Here is a 22,404-nt window from a genome sequence, read left to right on the forward strand (position 1 = left end):
GTTGGTGGCTTTGATGGTTTAAGCTTCTTCTTTTTTATGATTGCGGATATGTAAATAGATGGTATTTTTTGAAATACCTAATCGATCGGCAATCTTTATGACAGAATCTTTGAGATTAAAAATTCCTTGATCATATAAACGAATAACAATTTCTTTATTTTGATTCAAATGTGATACATTTGGATCGCTTTCTACTGCTTGTTTTACTTTTGTCAGTGAAGTAGTGATTAATTCGTCAATATTGTCAGAAAAATGTTCAGAATTTTTAAGCTCTTGGGACATATCATTTTGTTGTCCTGAAGGTAATAAGTCTTGCAAGTAATCAATTAATGGCATTTCTAAATGCATATTGATACAGATCAATCCAATAATACGATCATTTTCACCGATAACTGGAATGGTGGAAGATTTTAAAATAACCCCTTTTTGATTTTTATTGTAGTAGGGTTTCACAGCGTAATCATGTTCCGACTCTACTTGACTTAACATTTTTAACGCCATATCAGTAATGGGGGCACCTTCCTTGCGGTTACTGAAATGGCCATTGATGACTTTGATAGCTGAACTTTCCAAATTTTCTAAACTATGAAGAATGACTTCATGGGTACTACCAAAGAAGTTCCCTAATCCATCAAGCATTAAGGCATATGAATGTAAGATTTGTTTATCTACTTCACTTAAACGTAAATATGACTCCAAGTGATATCCTCCCCTACACTGAAATTAATTTTAGTGTAATACTTTTTTAATGGAAAAGCAATAAGATTCTTTACGTTAAAAAAATACATTGACTAAAATTTTGTTTAGTCGTATACTCTGAATGTGGAATGAAATTTTTATTACTCATTGTACTTTAGTTCATCGAAATGCTCGCTCATTCTTTCACTTGTTGAGCAATAAAAATTTTATTCAGGAGTACCATCCGTTATAAAAAAATATAGTTGGAGGCAAAGAAATGAAAACGTTATCAGGAATCTTGATGTTAGTCTTAGTTTTATGTGGCATGTCCCTATTCTCTTTTAAAGCACCGCGAGGGAAAAAATCTTTAAGTGCTTTGTCTGGTGCAGCTTGTGCCACCTTTCTACCAGAGGCATTTTTGCGGTATGCAGTAGGCGGCGTTTTTCATTTAGATTATGTGTCGCAAATTGGTGAAACTATGGGTAGTCTAGGTGGTTTAGCAGCTGGAGCTCTTGTGCCGCTAGCTTTCGGGATTAGTCCAGTTTTTTCAATTATTTTAGGTCTGTCATTGATTAAAGTCAGCTTGTTACCAGCTTTTATTACCGCGTATCTTTTATCTTTTGTTGTTGAGCAGATGCAAAAACGTATTCCAGAAGGGATTGACTTATTAGTCGTTATTTTAGTCATTCCAGTCGCAGCCTCGTTAGTTGCTGGTTTTATTCAACCCGTTGTATTAGGTGTCCTAGAAGTTATTGGGGGCACGATTTTAAGTGCAGTAGATGGCAATCCATATGTGATGGGCGCAATTTTAGGTGCTATTATCCCGATTGTTGGTATGACACCGTTAAGTTCAATGGTTTTAACTGCCTTGATTGGTTTGACTGGTGTACCAATGGCTGTCGGTGCGTTGACTTGTTACGGCAGTTCCATTGTCAATGCGGCGCTATTTAAAAAGTTAAAACTAGGCACAGCTTCAACCCCGTTAGCTGTGGCAATTGAGCCATTAACACAAGTCGATATCATCAGCTCCAATCCAATACCTATTTACGCAACGAATTTATTTTCAGGAATGGTTAGTGGTATTGTAGTGACTTTCTTTGGCTTAAAAGTACCTGTGACAGGAATGGCAACACCGTGGGCTGGTTTACTTGTGACATTAGGTAACAATGCCATTCAAACGACTTTACTAGCAGTAGCGATTATCACAGTGGTCAGTCTGATGTTTGGATTTTTAGGTGCGCTGGTCTTTAAACGTTACAGAATTGAAGCGGTGGATAATACACCAGAATTTGAAGGAACGACGGAAGTAACCAGTGAAAAAGAAAAAGAAGCAGTAAAAACCAAAGGAGGAGTTACGTATGAACACAGCTATGGCCATCAATAAACCTAAAAAAGTGAACAAAGTAATGAACTACAAAAGTTGTTTTGACATTATCGGTCCTATTATGATTGGTCCTTCTAGTTCGCATACAGCTGGGGCCTTAGCAATTGGCTTAGCAGCAAGAAAGTTATTCGGCGGAACGCCAGAAAAAATTGTGATTAAATACTATGAATCTTTTGCAGACACGCATAAAGGACATGGGACTGATTTTGCAATTATTGGTGGAATTCTTGGATTAGCAGCAGATGATGCCAACGTAACACAATCCATTGAACTTGCGGAAGAACAAGGAATCGAGATTCAATTTTTAGAAATGAGTGAAGAAAGTCCAGTGAAGCATGCTAATACAGCATGTGTGACACTCAGTGATGCAACGCACGAAATTCATTTAACAGGAATTTCTGTAGGTGGCGGCACTATCGAGGTGAAATACATTGAATTAGACGGTTTCAATGTCCAACTACATGGTCCTTTACCTATTTTGATAGTCATTAATCAAGAAGAGCAGGCGATGCAAGCTTTTAAAGATACGTTACAAAAAAATAATATTCAAGTGAATGCTGTGTCTCGTTATGTGGAAGGGAATCAAATTTTATTCATCTTTGACTTAGATTCGGCACCAATTTCCTCGGTGAAAGAACAATTGTTTTCACTAGATGACACATCGAAAATAATCTTATTATGATAGGAGTTTGACATATGTACCTTTCGATTGAAGAATTTATCGATAAAGCTGAAAAAACAGGAAAAAAAATCTCTGATTTGATGATTGAGCAAGAAATGGAGCGTAGCCAAAAAAGCTATGAAGAAATTTGGACACAGATGGGTCAAAATTTGGATGTCATGGATGCTGCTGTCAAACGCTCGCAAGAAGGAGCAGGCGTTTTTTCTCCTACTGGGTTAACGGGCGGTGATGCGGCGCGTTTAAAAAAATACCGCGCAGCTGGCAAAACGTTATCAGGTGATTTAATGATGTCTGCAGTTCAAGCCGCACTAGGTACTAATGAAGTCAATGCAGCAATGGGCGTTGTTTGCGCAACGCCAACTGCTGGTGCAAGTGGCACCTTACCAGGGGTTTTAACAGCGATTAAAAATACCTTGAATTTAACGCGTGATCAACAAATTCGTTTCTTGTTTACCAGTTCTTTATTTGGAATGGTCACAGCCAACAATGCGATGATTGCTGGTGCTGTTGGTGGATGTCAAGCCGAAGTAGGCAGTGCTTCAGCGATGGCCGCCGCTGCAGCTGTTGAAGCGGCTGGCGGAACACCACGCCAATCTTCTGAAGCTTTTGCTATGGCTTTAGGGAATTTATTAGGTTTAGTTTGTGACCCAGTGGCTGGGTTAGTCGAAATTCCTTGTGTCAAACGAAATACAGTAGGTGCAGGCAATGCGTTAATCGCTGCAGATATGGCTTTAGCTGGAATTGTAAATAAAATACCAGCAGATGAAGTGGTGGAAGCCATGAATAAAGTCGGCCGTCAATTACCACGAGAATTGAGAGAAACGGGTTTAGGTGGCTTAGCTGGCACAGCGACTGGCCAACGAATGAAGAATGAGATTTTTGAAAAAGTAAAATTCACCATTGTTTAAAATTTAATCATGAAGAGGGAAATAAGATGCTGGATATGAAAAAAATTCGCCAAAATGTAGAAGTGGTGCAGAAAAAGTTAAAAACACGTGGTGTGGACGAGGAAGTTTTATTACGCTTTTTGGCTTTAGATGAAGAACGGAGAGCGTTACTTGTTAAAGTTGAAGAACTGAAAAAACACCGTAATCAGGTATCAGGAGAAATTGCACAATTAAAGCGTGCACAAAAAGATGCTTCACAACAGTTGCTAAATATGCAAGAAGTTAGCGAGCAAATTAAAGTTTTAGACCAAGAAGTTGTTCATTTGCAAGAACAATGCACAGCAATTGCAGAACGTCTGCCTAACTTACCTCATGAGAGTGTGCCTGTTGGCGCAGACGAATCCGCCAACGTAGAAGTTCGGCGGTGGAGTACGCCGAAAACTTTTTCATTTGAACCGAAACCACATTGGGAAATCGGTGAAGCCTTAGGAATTTTAGATTTTGAAAGAGGCGCGAAAGTATCTGGTAGCCGTTTTCTTTATTACAAAGGCTTAGGGGCTCGTTTAGAACGAGCGGTCTATAATTTTATGTTAGATCAACATGTTAATGAACATGGTTATACCGAGGTGATTCCTCCTTATTTGGTCAATAGTAAAGCAATGTTTGGCACTGGTCAGTTTCCTAAGTTCAAAGAAGATGTCTTCCAAGTTGCAGAAAGTGATTTGACGCTGATCCCCACAGCGGAAGTCCCATTAACTAACTACTATAATAATGAAATTTTAGAGGCGCAAGAGTTACCGATTTATTTCACTGCTTTAAGTCCTTCTTTTCGTTCGGAAGCAGGTAGCGCAGGTCGTGATACCCGAGGATTAATTCGTTTACACCAGTTCCATAAAGTAGAAATGGTTAAATTTAGTGATGCAGAACACTCCTATGAAGAATTAGAAAAAATGACCAACAATGCTGGAGACATTTTAGAAAAATTGGGCCTCCCTTATCGAGTGATTACTCTTTCGACAGGTGACATGGGCTTCTCGGCAGCGAAAACCTATGATTTAGAAGTTTGGATTCCGGCACAGAAAACGTATCGAGAAATTAGTTCTTGTTCAAACTGTGAAGACTTCCAAGCACGTCGGGCGTTGATTCGTTATCGTGATAAAACGGGTCATGTTCAATATGCCCACACTCTTAATGGGTCAGGACTTGCTGTTGGTCGAACAGTGGCGGCCATTTTGGAAAATTATCAAAATGAAGATGGCACCGTAACGATTCCAGAAGTTCTACGTCCTTATATGGGCGGTTTAACGAAAATAGATTAAAAAAGAAGGTTGATGTTGTGACATCAACCTTCTTTTTTAATTCGTTAAATCCGTTAACCAATGCCCAATTTCTTGAAAAACTGTTGCTTTTTCCATTTCTAATAAAATTTCATGACGCAATGTGGGAAATAGTCGTAACGTCACGTGCTGAAAACCTGCATGCTTTAATTGCTTTTGAATTTTCGCTGGCCCCTTGCTGAAATCACCAACTGGGTCTTCAGCGCCACTAATGATTAAAATAGGCAATTCTTTTGGGATCGCTTGGTACCAATTCCTTTGATTTGCTCGTTTAACAAGCGAAAAAAGGGTAGCAAAACCATTATTGGTAAATACGAAGCCCATTAATGGGTCATTTTCATAGTCAGCCACATTGGCTTGATTTTTAGAAAGCCAATTAAAGGAACTTGCTTCAGGAAATTTTTTGCTAAAAGAACCAAAAGCCAGCTTATCAATGAACGGCGCTGGTTTTTTCGGCTGTTTCTCGGCCATTTTTTTAATAAAAGGCAATGCTGCGGTTAAAGGTAACGGACTTGTTCCAGTGCCCATGAAAATGACTCCTTGCATAGTCACAGGATAGTCTTGCAGATAGTTGCGCAAGGCGAAAGACCCCATGCTGTGACCCATCATAAAATAGGGCAATTGTGGATAGCGATTCACAGCCCATTGTTTCACTTGATGAATATCTGTAACGACATTTTCAGGCCCTTGTTCTCCAAAAAAACCATAGATCGGTGCGCTTGGTTGTACAGATTCGCCATGACCTAGATGATCATGACCAATTACGGCAAACCCTAATTGATTTAAAAAACGAGCAAATTCATCATAACGTTGGATATGCTCTGCCATGCCGTGAATCAATTGAACTACGGCTTTGGGTGAAGGACAGGGCCAATGACGTACATTGAGCTGAGTTTGTTGATCGTTTGAAGTGAGTATGAATTGTTCAGTCATAAGAAACCCTTTCTTTCAATTTATTTAAATATTTAACAAAATTTATTTTTTCAGTTATTAATTTTGATTATAGTTGGTTTTTAAAAGATTCACAACCTTGCGTATTTTTTTATTACAAAATAAATTGTTATATTATAAAAATATTAATTTTTAGTGTGTACAAGATAAAAAACACGGTGTATAATTAGGTCTAAAAGAAAGCGCTTTTTTAAAAGGAGGATTTAAATGAAAAAAAGAGCAATTGTATTTTTACTATTTGGGACTTTTGTTGGTTGGTTAGTTAGGGAAGAGACTGTAAGTGCTGCGACTTTTGAGAGTATGAAAGAGCGTGTAGAAGCAGGTGAAGGTAGTATCTATAATCCTATATCAAATGAAGTGATGGGGCAAGAACGGTCTTTAGAATACATTGAGTTCATTGAAGAAGCAACGGAAGAATCTGTTAATCAAGAAGTACTTGAAGAGGTTCAAATAAAGGCTTTTAATGAAACTAAGTCTACTAATACAGAAACGATGGAAGCACTAGAAGTTCCCAAAGTATCTAATCTTGTCCGAGGAATGTCTCCTCCCCACAATAAGAGACCGATTTATTTAGATAACTTTCCTACACCGTATCAGTCTTCTCCATTTTCTGGAAGTGGTTGGAGATTTAGTGGACAAAGATTTTCGTTTCATAACGTACGAAGAAATCCTTATTTTGGTGTAAGAGCTTATCGTGATACATTTACATTTTTTGATGGAATGTATAACAGATTTGTACCTATTAGTAATAATTTTGTTTATTATTCATCAAGTTTTCGCGGTAGTCCTTTAATTGGTTATTTTGCTACTTGGAATCCAATTAATGGCAGCCGTTACTTTATTTACTAAATAATCTTAATTAGAAAAAAAGACGGTCTAGACTGTCTTTTTTTCTCTAATTAAAGTTTTATCAAAAAGTCATTCAAAGTATGAAACCTTTTTCCAAAAATAGATGTCTAATAAGTAAAGGAGGGGTTGAAGATTAAATGAGAGAGTCAGCTCATGTTCGCTTAGTTAAGAAAGCGAAAAAAGGCGATGCCCAAGCATTTATTCAGTTATGTGAGATGTATCAGGTTGTAACGTATAATTCTGCATATAAATTACTGAAAAATAACCAAGATGTTATTGATTGTTTACAAGAAACGGAAATACGTGCGTGGAAACAAATTAGAAAGTTGCGCAAGGAAGAGACATTTAATAGTTGGTTGTTTAGAATCATGATTAATTGCGCAAAGGATATCTTAAAAAAACGAATTGAAACAATTCAGTTAGAGGAAAGTTATTGGGTCACTGAAAAACAGACTATTGATACAATTGAGTTGAAAGAAGTATTCACAGAATTGCCTGATAGATATAAAATCCCATTGATTTTACACTATTATTCGGGGTTCAACATTCGTGAAATAGCCCAACAGCTAGATATGCCGGAAAATACGGTAAAAACAAGATTAGCACGTGGTCGTCAGCGTCTAAAAATTCTATTGGAAGGAGAATAATATGGACCAGAAGAATTTAACTACTATCTGTGAAGAGCAGGAGATTCCAGAAGAAGTAGAACAAGCTTTGAAGAGCAATAGAGCAAAGATTTTAAAGCATGAAATTAAACAAGAACGAATCGTTTCAAGTCTACAAAAAGGATGCTTTATAGTGCTGACAGCGGTAGCATCACTTACGTTATTTTTAAGTTTTAATCCACAAATGAATTTAGCTATTAAACAAGCATTCGGGATTAATGAAGATCCTGGTGTTAATGTAGCAGAAGAAAATCAGTTAGCCGCTGATTTACATTTAGTTAGCACATCCAATGATTTAGAAATCACACTAACTAAATTTGTCACGACAAAAACAAAGCTGGCTTTTGATTATCAATTTAAAATTACTGATGATAAATTGAAAAAATTATTGGAAAAAAATATTCAAGCCAAGGATAATCATCAGTTTATTGAACTTAGTTTGTATGCAAATGGTAGTGATGAAGATATTTATGGTGGGGTGTTCACAGAATCTACTTTTCGAGTTGAGGGAGAAATGTTTTATGGTTCAGTTATCTCAGTATTTACAAAAGATGTTATCCCTGAGGATGCAGAATTAACTTTGAAAATTAAACGATTTGATTGGCAAGATAAAGATGAATTTAATACGGCGATGGCCAATGCACCAGCGGAAGGTCTTGAAGCTTCTTTTACTGTAGATAATGCATTGGAATATGAAGGGGATTGGTCGTTTAACCTTACCTCTAAGCCGCTAACGGAAACAGCATCTCCGACTATTAGTAAAGTGACAAATGTTAAGGATGTTCAAGCAATCAGTGATGCTTTGCAAACCGATGTAACATTCACAGCACCATTAAGGGCAAACAGTCGACCAGCTGCGACCGTTTATAAAGATAGTGTGAAACAAGAGCAATTGATTGAATTAGAATCATATGACCCATTGACTGGAGAAATTAATTTTAGGTTTAGTTTGAGTGCTTTGGATAAATCAGGAGCCATTTACAAAATTCAGTTGAATGAAATTAACGCCTATGGAGAACCTTTATCTGAAATCGGGTCATTTGAATTACGTAATACCTAAGCGTAGTAAAGAAAGTGAGGACATAGTCAGAATGACTACGGCCTCACTTTTTAAAAATTAAGATAAGTGGCTAAATACTTTTGTTTTAGTTTTTTATTTATCTTTAATAAAAATAGCAATGATGTCAAAAAATAGTCGATTTTACTAAGTGATGAATTATGGGTGGTACAAATACTGCTGGAAATAGTTGTTAACTTCAAGGGCATCTTCTTTATTTTTTGAAAGAATTAAGATAGTATCATCCCCAGCGATGCAGCCCAAGATATGAGGGTTGTGGATACGTATGCGATCAATTAAAACCCCAATGGCTTGCCCGTTGCCAGGTAAGACGGTTAAAAGATTTGTGAACTCTATTTGTGTTAAAGAAACACCAGTTTCAATAATAATGTCAACAAGACGTTCTTCATCTGTTTTATATTTTGGACGAAGGGCAGAATTATTCAAGATACGATAATAGGCTTCTCCTTGACCATTGTCTACTTTGTTTAAATTCAGCTCACGAATGTCACGAGAAATAGTTGCTTGTGTGGTGTGAATATTTTCTTTTTCCAATAATGCTAGTAATTCACTTTGTGTATGGATTTCATTTTCTGTGACCAATCGCTTAATCATCGTTTGGCGTTTTAATCGGTTCATTACTTTCCTCCAGTTCAGTTAATCATGCAAAAAAACATCATTGCTGTTATTTAAAACGGTGCCAGTAATTCCCTAAAATCACTGTACAACGTTTTACTAAATTGTGCAAGTCTCACTTTTTTAAATGCGAAATATCCGACAAAATCAATGAGAATCTTTTGGCTAAACGACCCTTTTTCTATTCTAATTAGAGAGATTCTGCTAGTATTGCTTTGTAAATGTCTGTAGGAAGGGTGTTATTTGTGAATAAGCAAACACGCCAAAGTTTGATTAAAAAAATCATTCAAACAACTGTAATTCATAGTCAAAATGAGTTGTTAAGAGAATTAAAAAAGCGCGAGATAAATGTCGCACAAGCAACGATTTCACGGGATTTATGGGAATTAAAAGTCGTCAAAGCATTGGATGAGTCTGGCGAGATGCGGTTAACGATTTTTGAACAATTCACTTCTTTAGAAGAACGAAAAAAAGAACAGTTGATACAAGCAATTCGTGAGGTAGTGACCAAAGTTGAACGTGTCGCCTTTTTACTGGTGGTTCATACATTACCAGACAACGCAACATTGTTTTCAGCTGTACTTGATGAAGTGTCTTTGTGTGAAAAGAAATGTTCTGTCGCTGGCTTCGACACTGTTATTATTGTTTCATCATCCGAGGAAAAAGCACAAGAACTAGAGCAGTATTTTCAACAATTTATTCAGCCAACACCTTTGTCAAAAAGTAACGCATAAAAGGAAGGGAGCCAGAAGTCGTTTTGACTTCTGGCTCCCTTCCTTTTACCTCTATAAGATTATAACTTTATGAAGTGTATGGAGAAATAATTTTTTTTGAATAAATGCATTTTTTTTTATTTAATTATGCATTATTTTTTTAGAATATCTATGAAAGCGCATTCTTTTAGGCTAGAAATATGCATAAGAAAGAATACCGTTGTATATTTGGTATTTTGTTTGGCAAATGGCTCACGTCCTAGGTTAATCAGGTCTGTTATTCTGTGTTTGTAATTAAGTTGAGGAGGTTATTTCACATGAGTCATCCAATTAATGTATTTTCTGAAATCGGGAAATTGAAAACAGTGATGTTACATCGTCCAGGTAAGGAATTAGAAAATTTAATGCCAGATTATCTGGAGAGACTGTTGTTTGATGATATTCCGTTTTTAGAAAAAGCACAAGCAGAACATGATGCATTTGCAGAGTTGTTACGATCAAAAGATATCGAAGTGGTCTATTTAGAGGACTTAGCTGCTGAAGCGTTGATTAATGAAGAGGTCCGCCGACAATTTATTGACCAATTCTTAGAAGAAGCCAATATTCGCAGTGAATCAGCAAAAGAAAAAGTTAGAGAGTTAATGTTAGAAATTGACGACAACGAAGAACTTATTCAAAAAGCGATTGCTGGTATTCAAAAACAAGAATTACCTAAATATGAGCAAGAATTTTTAACGGATATGGTTGAAGCGGATTATCCATTCATTATTGATCCAATGCCTAACTTATACTTCACGCGTGATAACTTTGCGACAATGGGGCACGGGATTTCTTTAAATCATATGTATTCAGTAACTCGACAACGGGAAACCATTTTTGGGCAATACATTTTTGATTATCATCCTCGTTTTGCTGGAAAAGAGGTTCCTAGAGTCTATGATCGTTCAGAATCAACCAGAATTGAAGGTGGCGATGAATTAATTCTTTCAAAAGAAGTAGTGGCCATTGGGATTTCTCAAAGAACGGATGCCGCGTCAATTGAAAAAATTGCGAGAAATATTTTTGAACAAAAATTAGGATTCAAAAATATCTTGGCTTTTGATATCGGTGAACATCGTAAATTCATGCATTTAGATACCGTTTTTACCATGATTGACTATGATAAATTTACAATTCATCCAGAAATCGAAGGCGGCTTGGTTGTTTACTCGATCACTGAAAAAGCAGATGGAGACATCCAAATTACAAAAGAAAAAGATACATTAGATAACATTTTATGCAAATACTTGCATTTAGACAATGTTCAACTAATCCGTTGCGGCGCTGGAAATTTAACAGCAGCAGCCCGTGAACAATGGAACGACGGTTCAAATACATTAGCAATTGCCCCTGGGGAAGTTGTTGTTTACGATCGGAATACGATTACGAATAAAGCGCTAGAAGAAGCAGGCGTGAAATTGAATTACATTCCAGGAAGTGAACTAGTACGTGGCCGTGGTGGCCCTCGTTGTATGAGTATGCCACTTTACCGTGAAGATCTTTAAAAAACACCCAAAAATAGGAGGAATCATCATGAATTCAGTATTTCAAGGACGTAGTTTATTAGCAGAAAAAGATTTTACAAGAGCAGAATTAGAGTATTTGGTAGACTTCAGTATTCACTTAAAAGAATTGAAGAAAAAAGGGATTCCACATCACTATTTAGAAGGAAAAAATATCGCTCTTTTATTTGAAAAAACTTCGACACGGACACGCTCTGCATTTACTACAGCAGCGATTGATTTAGGGGCACATCCTGAGTATTTAGGCGCCAACGATATTCAATTAGGTAAAAAAGAATCTGTTGAAGATACAGCGATTGTTTTAGGTAGTATGTTTGACGGGATTGAGTTCCGTGGCTTTAGTCAAGAAGTAGTGGAAGATTTAGCGAAATATTCTGGTGTTCCTGTTTGGAATGGTTTAACGGATCAATGGCATCCAACACAAATGATTGCGGACTTTATGACAGTGAAAGAAAACTTTGGTCGTTTAGAAGGAATCACTTTAGTATATGTCGGCGATGGCCGTAACAACATGGCAAACAGCTTGTTAGTGACAGGTGCTATTTTAGGCGTAAATGTTCGCATTTGTGCACCAAAAGAATTGTTCCCTTCTGATGAAGTCGTTAATTATGCAAAAGAATTTGCGAAAGAATCTGGTGCAGAATTAATGATTACAGACGACGTTGCTAAAGGTGTTAAAGGAGCCAACGTGTTATATACAGACGTTTGGGTGTCCATGGGTGAAGAAGATAAATTTGAAGAACGTGTCAATCTGTTGAAACCTTATCAAATTAATATGGCTATGTTAGAAAAAACCGAAAACATGGATGGTGATTTAATCGTATTACACTGTTTGCCAGCCTTTCATGATACGAAAACACAATACGGAGAAATGGTTGCTGAAAAATTCGGCATTACTGAAATGGAAATCACGGATGAAGTCTTCCGCAGTAAATATGGTCGTCAATTTGAAGAAGCAGAAAACAGAATGCATTCTATTAAAGCAATCATGGCAGCTACTTTAGGCAACTTATTCATTCCTCGTGTGTAGGAAGCAACTGAAAAAACATTGAAAAAAGAATAGTTGTTTCGCCCTTTAAGAGTTTCTTTTGAAGGGCGGCCTATTCTTTATTATGATAGGAAAGAAGGATTTGTAATGGGGAAAAAAATGGTCGTTGCACTAGGCGGAAATGCCATCCTTTCAAATGATGCTAGCGCACATGCACAACAGCAAGCATTAGTTCAAACATCTGCCTATTTAGTTCATTTAATTAAACAAGGGCATCGGTTGATTGTTTCACATGGCAATGGTCCACAAGTCGGAAATCTATTATTGCAACAACAAGCAGCTGATTCTGAAAAAAATCCAGCGATGCCGCTAGATACGTGTGTTGCTATGACACAAGGAAGTATCGGCTACTGGTTGTCCAATGCGCTTAATCAAGAATTAAACAAAGCAGGAATCAAGAAACAAGTGGCTACTGTTTTAACACAGGTGGTCGTAGATCCAGCAGATGAGGCATTCAAAAATCCAACAAAACCGATCGGTCCATTTTTAACAGAAGCTGAAGCCAAAGAAGCAATGCAAGCAGGTGCTATTTTTAAAGAAGATGCAGGACGTGGCTGGCGCAAAGTCGTTCCAAGTCCTAAGCCAATTGACATCCACGAGGCTGAGACTATTAATACCTTAATAAAAAATGATATAATTACCATTTCATGTGGTGGCGGCGGCATCCCTGTCGTAGGACAAGAATTAAAAGGTGTCGAAGCAGTAATCGATAAAGATTTTGCTTCTGAAAAACTAGCAGAATTAGTGGATGCGGATGCACTAGTTATTTTAACTGGCGTGGATTATGTGTGCATTAATTATGGCAAACCAGATGAAAAACAATTAACCAATGTCACTGTAGCAGAGTTGGAAGAATACAAACAAGCGGGTCATTTTGCACCAGGTAGTATGTTACCGAAAATTGAAGCTGCCATTCAGTTTGTAGAAAGCCAACCCAATAAACAAGCAATTATCACTTCTTTGGAAAACTTAGGAAGTATGAGCGGCGATGAAATCGTAGGAACGGTTGTGACAAAATAAAGTATAGTATTTAGGAGAATTAAGATGATGATAGAGAAAATAATCACTAAAAATAATCAAGATTTTCAATACTTTTCTGAATCAGAACTAACAGAATTGCGCAACGAGAGTTTCGTTCGCTCCTATAAAAAAGGCCAAGTCCTTTTTTATCCAGGTGATCCGAGAAATCATTTGATTTTATTGGTTTCAGGTGTCATTAAAATTGAAAAAAATGATCGCAGTGGTAATTTTTCCTATCTGCATTTTATGAAAAAGCAGGCTCTTTTTCCGAGAATCGGACTGTTTCAAGATGAGGTTCATTACGACTCCGCGATTGCCTATACGGATATTGAGGTTGTGTTTGTGCCAGTTAAACTGTTTGAGCGTTTTCTCCAAAATAATCCCCAGCAATTGATTCATTGGATTCAAGAACAATCGGTCCTTTTAAAAGAAAGCATGATCAAAATCCAAAAAGGAACAACCAATGATGCATGTGAACGGATTGTGACATCACTGGCGATGTTATTAAATGATTTAGGAGAACGAATTGACAACAGAGAACGCGTTGCAATTACTTGTCCAATTACCATTAATGACATTGCACGAATGAGTGGAACTACGCGGGAAACAGCAAGCAGTGTTATGAAAAAATTAGTCCAAATGAACCGTATTAGCTACAGTCATAAATTCTTAACTTTTCTAGATACGCCATTCTTTATTGATCGATTGAGTAATTAATCATAGAGAAGGGAGATACAGGAAAGTAGGTTCCTGTATAAAAGGATATGGCAGAAAAAAAGAAGAAAAACAAAAAACAGCTTTCGTCTTTTAGTATTTTATTTATTATTTTAATTGTTTTAGGTATCGTAACGGTCTTGCTAAATGGCCAGCCATTTACCCCAAGAGAAATTGATGGCAAAATGGTTGACCACGTGGTAGGGGCCAAATTATCGGATATTATCATGGCTCCATTCAATGGGTTTAAAGATGCCATTGAAATTAATATTTTTATTTTAGTACTCGGTGGCTTTTTAAATATTGTGACACAAACTGGGGCTCTTGAAGCAGGGATTCAATCAGTCGTTAAAAAGTTAAAAGGGAACGAATTGAAAATCATTCCGATTTTAATGATTTTATTTTCTATTGGTGGTTCGACTTATGGAATGGCAGAAGAAACAATTCCTTTTTATGGTTTATTGAGTGCCACCATGGTCGCCGCTGGTTTTGATACGTTTGTCGCAGTGGGTACTGTGCTATTGGGTGCAGGATCAGGTGTTATCGGTTCAACGGTTAACCCTTTCTCCACAGGGGTAGCGATGGATGCGTTGCGAGGTATTGGCATTCAGCCGAATACAGGAATTATTTTAATTGTCGGTGCTATTTTGTGGGCGGCCTCTACTAGCTATTCTATTTTCATTGTGATGCGTTATGCGAAAAAAGTGAAGGCTGACAAAGGTTCAACAATTTTATCTTTACAAGAACAAGAGGATATGGAAAAAACGTATGGACAAGCAGCGTCGAAAGAAATGCCATTTACGAATCGTCATAAAAAAATCTTAATGGTATTCGCTTTCTGTTTTGTCATTATGATTGTTTCCTTAATTCCATGGAACGACTTTGGAGTGACGATTTTCAAAGGCTGGACGTCTGTTTTAACAGGCAACAGTTTCGGTGACTGGTACTTTGGCGACTTAGCGATGTGGTTCTTCCTTTTAGGTATCATTGCTGCCTTGATTGGTCGCTTTACTGAAAAAGAAACCATTGAAGCATTTATCGACGGTGCCAAAGATATGTTATCCGTTGTTTTAATTATCGTAGTTGCTCGCGGGGCATCTGTTTTGATGTCTAAAACGTATTTAGATTCATTTATCCTTGATAAAGCGGCAGGCTTATTACAAGGACTCTCCCCAGTTTTATTTGTCATCGGTGCCTTTGTTTTATACTTAGGTTTATCTTTCCTAATTCCTTCAACTTCTGGTTTAGCGTACGTTTCTATTCCTGTAATGGGTGCGTTAGCTAAAAACATTGGTTTAAGTCCAGAAGTGATGGTTATGATTTTTGCTTCAGGTTGTGGCTTGATTAATTTGATCACGCCAACATCTGGTGTTGTAATGGGTGGTTTGGAAATTTCCAAAGTTCAATATGCCACTTGGACAAAATTCATGGCCAAACCAATGATTGTCTTAGGCTTAATTAACCTAATTATCTTAATTGGCGCGATGTTACTCTTTAGCTAATCAAAAATTTTTTATGTTAGGGCTTCGGCTTTCGGAAAAAAGAAGAAGCAATGAAACAACAGCGACTACCTAAAAGTAGTCGCTGTTGTTTCATTTTGATAGTTGTTGAATTAACAATTTTGCGACAGCGCGGACAGAAAAAGGATTTTGCCCAGTGATTATACGGCCATCTTGATACGCAAATTCTTTATAGGGACGCTTTTTCGCAAAAGTAGCACCATGTTCTTTGGCAATTGTTTCGTTTAAGAAAGGAACAACTGCTTTTTTCATGGCTAAAATTTCTTCTGCAGTAGTGAAGCCAGTAATGGTTTTATCTGCAATCAAATAATTTCCTGACGCATCTTTGACATTTAAAAGACCAGCAATTCCGTGACAAACAGAAGTTAGGTATTTGCCCTGTTCGTAAAGGCTACGAGTGATTGCTTGCAACTGAGGGTTATCAGGAAAGTCCCACATAACGCCATGGCCTCCTGTAAAGTAAATTGCTGCATATTCATCTGGCTCAATTTCTTCAAGAGAGAGGGAATGCGCTAGCGCTCGTTCTTGAAAATCAGCACTTTCATAAACCGCCATAATGGATGAATCTACATATTTCATACTCCGGGGATCCAAAGGGACATAGCCTCCTTGGGGACTAACATAGTCAACTGAAAATCCTGCTTTGGTTACTTCTTCCACGAACTCCGTGGCTTCACCTAGCCAGAGGCCCGTTGGTTCTTCGGTGCCGTGATAACGGGAAACGTTTGTGAGGACTACGAGAATTTTTTTCATGCTTGCTTCCTCCCTGGCATAATCGACGTAATGTGGGTCAATAGTTGTTGGAGTTGCTCAATTTTGGTGGTATCGTGAGAAAGTGAGTAATAATTTTTAGTTCCTTCACTGCGACAATCAATTAATTTGGCTTGTTTCAAAATTTTTAAGTGGTGAGAAACAGCGGGACGTGAGAGTTGTGTCGCCTCTGTTAACTCAGTGACACGACGGCCAACACAGGCCTGGTCTTCTAACAGTGCAATAATAATTGCTTGGCGTTTTTCATCACCCAATGCGATTAAAAAATCACTAAGCGCAGTAAATTCTGTTTGAATTCCTTCTAATTCTTTCATATTCTTTCGCCTCTTTGGTTCGTATTTTTAAACGATTAAACCATTTTTCGTGTTTTTTGTCAATAAAATACGCTGAGGGCTGAAACTTGACGTGGATCCCATTTTTCGTTAAGATACTAATTGATTAAAGGTTTAAACTTTTAAACCGATAAAAGGGATAGAAAGAGAGGAAAGATTCAATGATGAAAGCCGCTTTAATTCATAAATACGGACAAAAAGAATTAGCAATCGAGGAGGTGCCCTTACCCACCATTCATGACAACGATGTTTTGGTCAAAATTATCGCTGCCAGTATTAACCCGATTGATTTAAAAACAAAAGATGGCAAAGTAAAGATGCTTTTAAATTATCAAATGCCACTGATTTTAGGCAGTGATTTTGCTGGGATTGTTGTCTCTGTTGGAAAAAAAGTTCAAAATTTTAGGCTGGGCGATGCAGTTTACGGGCGAGTACCCAAAAATCGCGTGGGAACTTTTGCTGAATATATTGCAGTGGATCAAGCGGCTGTAGCTATGAAGCCGAAAAATTTAACGTTTGAAGAAGCTGCGGCCATTCCGTTAGTCGGTTTGACAAGTTATCAAGCGCTACATGATATTATGAATGTGCAGCCAGGCCAGAAAGTCCTGACTCAAGCAGGTTCAGGAGGGATTGGAACCATTGCGATTCAATTAGCAAAACTAGCAGGCGCTTACGTTGCCACCACAACGAGCAGTAGAAATAAAGAATGGGTTCAAGCGTTGGGAGCAGATGAAGTGATTGACTATCGGACACAAAATTTTGAAGAAGTTTTATCCGACTACGATTATGTGTTTGATACAATGGGGGGGACAATCTTAGAAAAAGCTTTCTCAGTGGTTAAACCTCAGGGAAAAGTCGTTACATTGTCAGGCATTCCCAACGAACGTTTTGCTAAAGAGTATGGCTTGCCGCTTTGGAAACAATGGGCCTTTAAAATAGCTACTCGCAAGATTCATCGATTGGAGCAAGCCACAGATGTTAGTTATCATTTTTTGTTTATGCGTCCCGATGGCGAGCAATTAGCTTTACTCACTGAGTTCATTGAACAGGGGAAATTACAGCCGATAATTGACCGAGTCGTTCCTTTTAGCCGAATTCAAGAAGCGGTGGATTATTCATTGACAGGACGAGCACAAGGGAAAATTGTTGTGAAAATCGCCGATGTTGATCACGACTAAGTAAAGGAGACTTGCAAGAAAAATAGGCCTGTTTTTCTTGCAAGTCTCAAAGTTTACCATTTAAATGCCGTCTAACAAAAGTGATTTTAGGCGGGAAAAGATTTTTATAGAAAATCCTCATTTTTCCAGTTTCTATTTTGCAAATTCGTTATTTTTTGTTATTCTATTGATGGTTGTGTATGCGCTTTCTTTTTAGGTGGATACACAAAAATGAACGGAGTGCAGAAAGGAATGGTGTTCAAAGTGGGGAACAATTTATCGACAAGAAAAGGAGAAAACAGAGAAACAATTGTCAGTTGGCTGGGTCTTTCGTTATTGGTTGGCTTGGCGTTTATCTTATTTAGTCTGTTTCATCAACCAATGATCAGCCAAGCCAATGAGCCGACCCAAGAGAAACATTTTATGGTTTATTATCGGGCTTGGCGTGACAAAACGATGCAAGGAGTTAATACAACATTGCCAGATGAAAATTGGCTAACGATGCACGATATTCCTTATGGTATTGACATTGTGAATGTCTTTAGTTATGTGCCAAAAGGACAAGAAGCACTTGCACAGCCATTTTATGATACGTTAAAAAATGAGTATGCGCCAGCACTGCATGCACGAGGTGTTCGTTTAGTTCGTGGGATTGATTACAGCGAGCTATTAAAAGTTCCTTACGCAGGAACAACGCCTACAGAAGCAGAATTTGATGCTTATGCGAAAGAGTTGTTAACCAAATTTGTCGATGATTTAGGAATTGATGGGTTAGATATTGACATGGAAACTCGTCCAAGTGAAAAAGATATTGTTCTATCTAATGGTGTCATTCGTGCATTATCAAAATACATTGGACCGAAGTCGGGAACGGATCGTCCATTTTTGTATGATACCAATGCAGAATATTTACCACCTTTACAAGATGTCAGTGACTGTTTCGATTTTCTCGCGTATCAACAGTATGGTAGCGATGACCAACGCACGCAACGAGCATTAAATAATTTAAGTCCGGTTCTCAATGGGGAACGATTTGTTCCAGGATTAACTTTCCCAGAAGAGCAAGATCGCAACCGCTGGTATGACACAAAAGAGCCGTATATGGAAAGTAACATGTATAAAGTAGCTCGTTATTCTTATGAAAATAATTTAGGGGGCATGTTCCTCTATGCCTTAGATCGCGATGGTCGCACCTATAATGAAGACGATTTAAATCAGATAAAACCTTCTAATTTACTTTGGACAAAAACGGCCATTGCAGAGAGTAAAGGCGTTTCTCTTGCAGAGATGAAAGCGGCTGCGCAACACTATTTAAAACGAATTAGCTACGCCAACACAGACCTTGAAGCACAAAATAAAGCCGCAGAAGCAGTGACACAAGCAACAACGCTTTATGATGTGAATAAAGCTATTTTAGGTGGCGATTATGGCCAAGGGATTTCAAACACCTATGATGCTGAATTAGAAAAAGGCCTGTTAGCCATTGACTTAACCACTTTATATCGTGCGTTGGATCAAGCAGTTACAGCCATTGAAAAGGCAGAAAGCTATACACCAGAAACGATTCAAGCACTACAAACAACAAAAGAGACAGTCGCAACAGAACTTGCGGGAAAAACGTATACAGCCGCGCAAGTGACTACTTGGCAAACGGAGGTCCAAACAGCTTTGGATAATTTAAAAGAGAAACAAACACAACCTTTAAAAAGTGTCTTTTCCATTGATGCGGGAAGAAAATATTTTTCCGTGGAGCAACTGGAAGAATTAGTGGCCAAAGCCAGTCAAAATGGGTACACAGATGTCCAATTAATTTTAGGAAATGATGGCTTACGGTTTATCTTGGATGATATGTCGGTCAATGTGAATGGTAAAAAATACAACCACAACCGGGTTTCAAAAGCAATCCAACGAGGCAACAACGCGTATTACAATGATCCTAATGGCAACGCGTTAACACAAAAAGAAATGGATCGGTTGTTGGCTTTTGCGAAAGCGCGCAACATCAACATCATTCCCGTGATTAATAGTCCAGGACATATGGATGCCTTGTTAGTGGCTATGGAAAAACTAGCGATTAAAAATCCCGCTTTTGATGGCTCAAAACGAACAGTAGATTTAGGGAACCAAAAGGCAGTGAATTTCACAAAGGCGATTATCAGTAAGTACGTGGCTTATTTTTCCGCGCATAGTGAAATTTTCAATTTTGGTGGCGATGAGTATGCAAATGATGTCGACACAGGCGGTTGGGCGAAACTGCAATCTTCTGGGCGCTACAAGGATTTTGTCGCTTATGCGAATGATTTAGCTAAAATAATTAAAGATGCGGGCATGCAGCCAATGAGCTTCAATGATGGCATTTATTACAACAGCGACGATTCTTTCGGTACATTTGACCCAGAGATTATTATTTCTTATTGGACAGCCGGTTGGAGTGGGTATGACGTAGCCAAACCTGAGTACTTTGTTCAAAAAGGACACAAAATTTTTAATACCAATGATGCGTGGTATTGGGTAGCTGGCAATGTTGATTCTGGCATTTATCAATATGATGATGCTTTAGCAAATATGTCGAAAAAAGCATTTACAGATGTGCCAGCAGGTAGCCCGAATCTTCCAATTATTGGAAGTATTCAATGTGTTTGGTATGATGACCCTCGTCGTGACTATGATTTTGAACGAATTTATACGCTAATGGATACGTTCTCGGAAAATTATCGTGAGTATATGGTGGTTAAATAAAACTAGTTAAAACTAACGAGTTATCTATAAAGACTGATCCTGGGACAAAAATCACTTTGGATTTTTGTCCCAGGATCAAAACCTGATAAACGGCGGGAACAGAACCAACTCCTTCGGAAATAAGCCGAAATTCTCCAAAAATTAAAGAGCAATTTTCGGAAATTTCTTCTTATTTCTCGGAGCTAAACGGTTCTTTCCCGACCTCAGCCTTCTTTAACGGAAGAAGATTTGTTTGAGGGCCAACAATCAATTTAGGAATGCCTTATTGAAATGTTCCTGTTCTTATTGTAGACTGAAAGAAGTGGTGGTGGAAAACTATCACCATTAATAGAAAAGCAGGAAAATAAAAAGGATCTTGTTGGAAGTTTAATGCTTGGAAATGTAAGCGGAATCATTTTTGTTGAAATGCTAAAAAAGGGAGTAGAGTTATGAGTAATGAAAATATCGTCTTAGCAAGAAATACAGAGCGTGCACCAAAGCATCCTCTCGCAGCCCAAACAGTCGCATTTTCCCACTATAATCATTTGTCGGCACAGTTACCTATTGAGCCAACCTCTGGACAATTGGTAGAAGGTGGCATTCGGGCCCAAGCGACACAATGTTTGAAAAATATCCAAGCGGTTGTTGAAAGTATCAACCATGTGATGAGTGACATTGTCAGAATGACCATTTTTGTCAAAGATATGCGGGATGCCGCCGCAGTTGAGGAGGTCTATGCGGCCTTTTTTACCCATTATTATCCAGCTAAAACAGTGGTCGCCGTCGCAGATTTGCCGTTAGGCGCTTCTGTTCAAATGGAGGCACTTGTTTCAAATGGGGAAGGAACTATCCCTAATGCACCTCAAGCTGGGGATTTAATTAAATTAACAAATCAGACTGTTCAGGCACCAATTGATGCTCTAGCCAGTCAAACGGTCGCGTTTTCTCACTATAACAATCTGTCTGCACAATTGCCTATAGATCCTCAAACGGGCAGAGTTGTGGCTGGCTGTGTTAAAACGCAAACAAAACAATGTTTGAAAAACATAAAAGCCATTTTAACCAGTATTGATGTGCCTTTTGATGATATTGTGAAGGTCAATATTTATTTAAAAGATTTATCTAAGCTAGAAGCTGTCAATCAAGTATATGCTGCTTTTTTCCCAGATTCAGGAATTGCGCGTACGGTCAATTACATGCCAGCACGAACAGTGATTGCTGTTGCTGATTTACCAATGGGCGCGGCGGTTCAAGTAGAAGCGGTGGTTTCTCATGGGGATGGTACGCCACCACAAGCGATTGAAGATCGACATGGATTAATTATTGAAGCAAATAATACAGATCACGCACCGAAGTGTCCATTTTCGACACAAACTGTTGCTTTTTCTCATTACAACCATCTATCAGCTCAGCTACCATTGGACCCTAAAACAAATGCGTTAGTCGCTGGCGGAATCAAGGAACAAACGACGCAATGTTTAGAAAACATCAAAGCGACTATTGAAAGTGTGGATCACAGCTTAGCTGATCTGGTGAAAGTGAACATTTTTGTGAAAGAGATTGAAGAGCTGGCGGCAGTAGATGATGTCTACCAAACGTACTTCCCTGAAGGCACGCCTGCCAGAAGAGTGATTGGTGTGACGGATTTACCAAAAGGTGCCCAGATTCAAATCGAAGCGATTGCTGGGAACGCAGAAGGTACGCCACCAATTGGCTAAACAGT

21 protein-coding genes are annotated in these 22,404 nt (G+C 38.1%); 16 read left to right on the top strand and 5 right to left on the bottom strand.

All coding sequences use genetic code 11. The features are described 5' to 3' along the window. Positions 1-18: 18 nt before the first annotated feature. Positions 19-639, bottom strand: a complete 621-nt coding sequence (locus tag IGJ20_RS00460) for a helix-turn-helix transcriptional regulator (RefSeq protein WP_002383467.1) — start codon at positions 637-639, stop codon at positions 19-21. Between the two features lie 316 nt (positions 640-955). Here IGJ20_RS00460 and IGJ20_RS00465 point away from each other — a divergent pair, with 316 nt between their 5' ends. Genes IGJ20_RS00465 through serS form a run of 4 tightly spaced genes read left to right on the top strand, consistent with a single transcriptional unit; the run spans position 956 to position 4,950 of the window. After that, positions 956-2,062, top strand: coding sequence for a PTS sugar transporter subunit IIC (locus IGJ20_RS00465; RefSeq protein ID WP_002383466.1), 1,107 nt, complete (start codon positions 956-958; stop codon positions 2,060-2,062). After that, entirely contained in the window at positions 2,049-2,744 is a 696-nt protein-coding gene (gene sdaAB / locus IGJ20_RS00470; protein WP_202242983.1) for an L-serine ammonia-lyase, iron-sulfur-dependent subunit beta, read from the top strand. The genes IGJ20_RS00465 and sdaAB overlap by 14 nt, the downstream gene beginning before the upstream one ends. 14 nt (positions 2,745-2,758) lie before the next feature. Further along, a complete protein-coding gene (gene sdaAA / locus IGJ20_RS00475; RefSeq protein ID WP_002356122.1) occupies positions 2,759-3,652 on the top strand; it encodes an L-serine ammonia-lyase, iron-sulfur-dependent, subunit alpha in 894 nt (297 codons plus the stop codon). A 26-nt stretch (positions 3,653-3,678) separates the two neighbouring features. After that, positions 3,679-4,950: a serine--tRNA ligase gene (gene serS, locus IGJ20_RS00480; protein ID WP_202522268.1), complete on the top strand. Its 1,272-nt coding sequence runs from the start codon at positions 3,679-3,681 to the stop codon at positions 4,948-4,950. 36 nt (positions 4,951-4,986) lie between these two features. Here serS and IGJ20_RS00485 read toward each other — a convergent pair whose 3' ends face one another. After that, a complete protein-coding gene (locus IGJ20_RS00485) occupies positions 4,987-5,901 on the bottom strand; it encodes an alpha/beta hydrolase (RefSeq protein WP_080005195.1) in 915 nt (304 codons plus the stop codon). 225 nt (positions 5,902-6,126) lie between these two features. Between IGJ20_RS00485 and IGJ20_RS00490 the strand changes: the two genes are divergently transcribed. The 3 genes from IGJ20_RS00490 (at position 6,127) to IGJ20_RS00500 (ending at position 8,493) form a co-directional block, all read left to right on the top strand. After that, positions 6,127-6,768 (top strand): hypothetical protein, encoded by a 642-nt coding sequence (locus tag IGJ20_RS00490; protein ID WP_129194146.1) that lies wholly within the window; start codon positions 6,127-6,129, stop codon positions 6,766-6,768. A 137-nt stretch (positions 6,769-6,905) separates the two neighbouring features. Beyond that, positions 6,906-7,415, top strand: coding sequence for an RNA polymerase sigma factor (locus IGJ20_RS00495; protein WP_129194145.1), 510 nt, complete (start codon positions 6,906-6,908; stop codon positions 7,413-7,415). Between the two features lies 1 nt (position 7,416). Beyond that, a complete protein-coding gene (locus IGJ20_RS00500) occupies positions 7,417-8,493 on the top strand; it encodes a hypothetical protein (protein WP_231414744.1) in 1,077 nt (358 codons plus the stop codon). Positions 8,494-8,649: 156 nt separating this feature from the next. Here the strand turns inward: IGJ20_RS00500 and IGJ20_RS00505 are convergent, their stop codons facing one another. Then, the gene (locus tag IGJ20_RS00505) at positions 8,650-9,129 is read right to left on the bottom strand and encodes an arginine repressor (RefSeq protein WP_002356125.1); all 480 of its coding nucleotides are present in this window, start codon (positions 9,127-9,129) and stop codon (positions 8,650-8,652) included. Positions 9,130-9,347: 218 nt separating this feature from the next. On the opposite strand from IGJ20_RS00505, the gene IGJ20_RS00510 reads away from it, so the two are divergent. From IGJ20_RS00510 to IGJ20_RS00535, 6 genes are all read left to right on the top strand, one after another. Next, positions 9,348-9,860: an arginine repressor gene (locus IGJ20_RS00510; RefSeq protein ID WP_002403943.1), complete on the top strand. Its 513-nt coding sequence runs from the start codon at positions 9,348-9,350 to the stop codon at positions 9,858-9,860. A 296-nt stretch (positions 9,861-10,156) separates the two neighbouring features. Next, a complete protein-coding gene (arcA, locus tag IGJ20_RS00515; protein WP_002356129.1) occupies positions 10,157-11,383 on the top strand; it encodes an arginine deiminase in 1,227 nt (408 codons plus the stop codon). A 25-nt stretch (positions 11,384-11,408) separates the two neighbouring features. Next, on the top strand, positions 11,409-12,431 hold the full coding sequence (gene argF / locus IGJ20_RS00520; RefSeq protein WP_160747730.1) for an ornithine carbamoyltransferase: 1,023 nt from the start codon (positions 11,409-11,411) through the stop codon (positions 12,429-12,431). 105 nt (positions 12,432-12,536) lie between these two features. Beyond that, complete coding sequence (arcC, locus tag IGJ20_RS00525; RefSeq protein ID WP_002356132.1) at positions 12,537-13,469, top strand: carbamate kinase; 933 nt, start codon at positions 12,537-12,539, stop codon at positions 13,467-13,469. 24 nt (positions 13,470-13,493) lie between these two features. Then, positions 13,494-14,186 carry a Crp/Fnr family transcriptional regulator gene (locus IGJ20_RS00530; RefSeq protein WP_002356133.1) on the top strand — a complete coding sequence of 231 codons (693 nt, stop codon included), beginning with the start codon at positions 13,494-13,496 and terminating at the stop codon, positions 14,184-14,186. Between the two features lie 47 nt (positions 14,187-14,233). Then, positions 14,234-15,685 carry a YfcC family protein gene (locus tag IGJ20_RS00535; RefSeq protein WP_002356134.1) on the top strand — a complete coding sequence of 484 codons (1,452 nt, stop codon included), beginning with the start codon at positions 14,234-14,236 and terminating at the stop codon, positions 15,683-15,685. Positions 15,686-15,775: 90 nt separating this feature from the next. On the opposite strand, the gene IGJ20_RS00540 is transcribed toward IGJ20_RS00535, so the two are convergent. Together IGJ20_RS00540 and IGJ20_RS00545 are read right to left on the bottom strand one after the other, a co-directional pair. Then, complete coding sequence (locus tag IGJ20_RS00540) at positions 15,776-16,456, bottom strand: type 1 glutamine amidotransferase domain-containing protein (RefSeq protein ID WP_002414088.1); 681 nt, start codon at positions 16,454-16,456, stop codon at positions 15,776-15,778. Continuing rightward, complete coding sequence (locus tag IGJ20_RS00545; protein WP_002359261.1) at positions 16,453-16,788, bottom strand: ArsR/SmtB family transcription factor; 336 nt, start codon at positions 16,786-16,788, stop codon at positions 16,453-16,455. The genes IGJ20_RS00540 and IGJ20_RS00545 overlap by 4 nt, the downstream gene beginning before the upstream one ends. A gap of 179 nt (positions 16,789-16,967) precedes the next feature. On the opposite strand from IGJ20_RS00545, the gene IGJ20_RS00550 reads away from it, so the two are divergent. The 3 genes from IGJ20_RS00550 to IGJ20_RS00560 all read left to right on the top strand — a co-directional run bounded on the left by IGJ20_RS00550 (position 16,968) and on the right by IGJ20_RS00560 (position 22,399). Further along, positions 16,968-17,984 carry an NADP-dependent oxidoreductase gene (locus tag IGJ20_RS00550; RefSeq protein ID WP_202522269.1) on the top strand — a complete coding sequence of 339 codons (1,017 nt, stop codon included), beginning with the start codon at positions 16,968-16,970 and terminating at the stop codon, positions 17,982-17,984. Positions 17,985-18,194: 210 nt separating this feature from the next. Next, a complete protein-coding gene (locus IGJ20_RS00555) occupies positions 18,195-20,702 on the top strand; it encodes an EndoS/ChiA family endoglycosidase (RefSeq protein ID WP_002387476.1) in 2,508 nt (835 codons plus the stop codon). A gap of 428 nt (positions 20,703-21,130) precedes the next feature. Beyond that, positions 21,131-22,399, top strand: a complete 1,269-nt coding sequence (locus IGJ20_RS00560) for a RidA family protein (RefSeq protein WP_002407561.1) — start codon at positions 21,131-21,133, stop codon at positions 22,397-22,399. Positions 22,400-22,404 lie beyond the last annotated feature (5 nt).

Origin of the sequence: Enterococcus sp. DIV0294, assembly GCF_050558155.1 — a bacterium.
Lineage (GTDB): Bacteria > Bacillota > Bacilli > Lactobacillales > Enterococcaceae > Enterococcus > Enterococcus faecalis.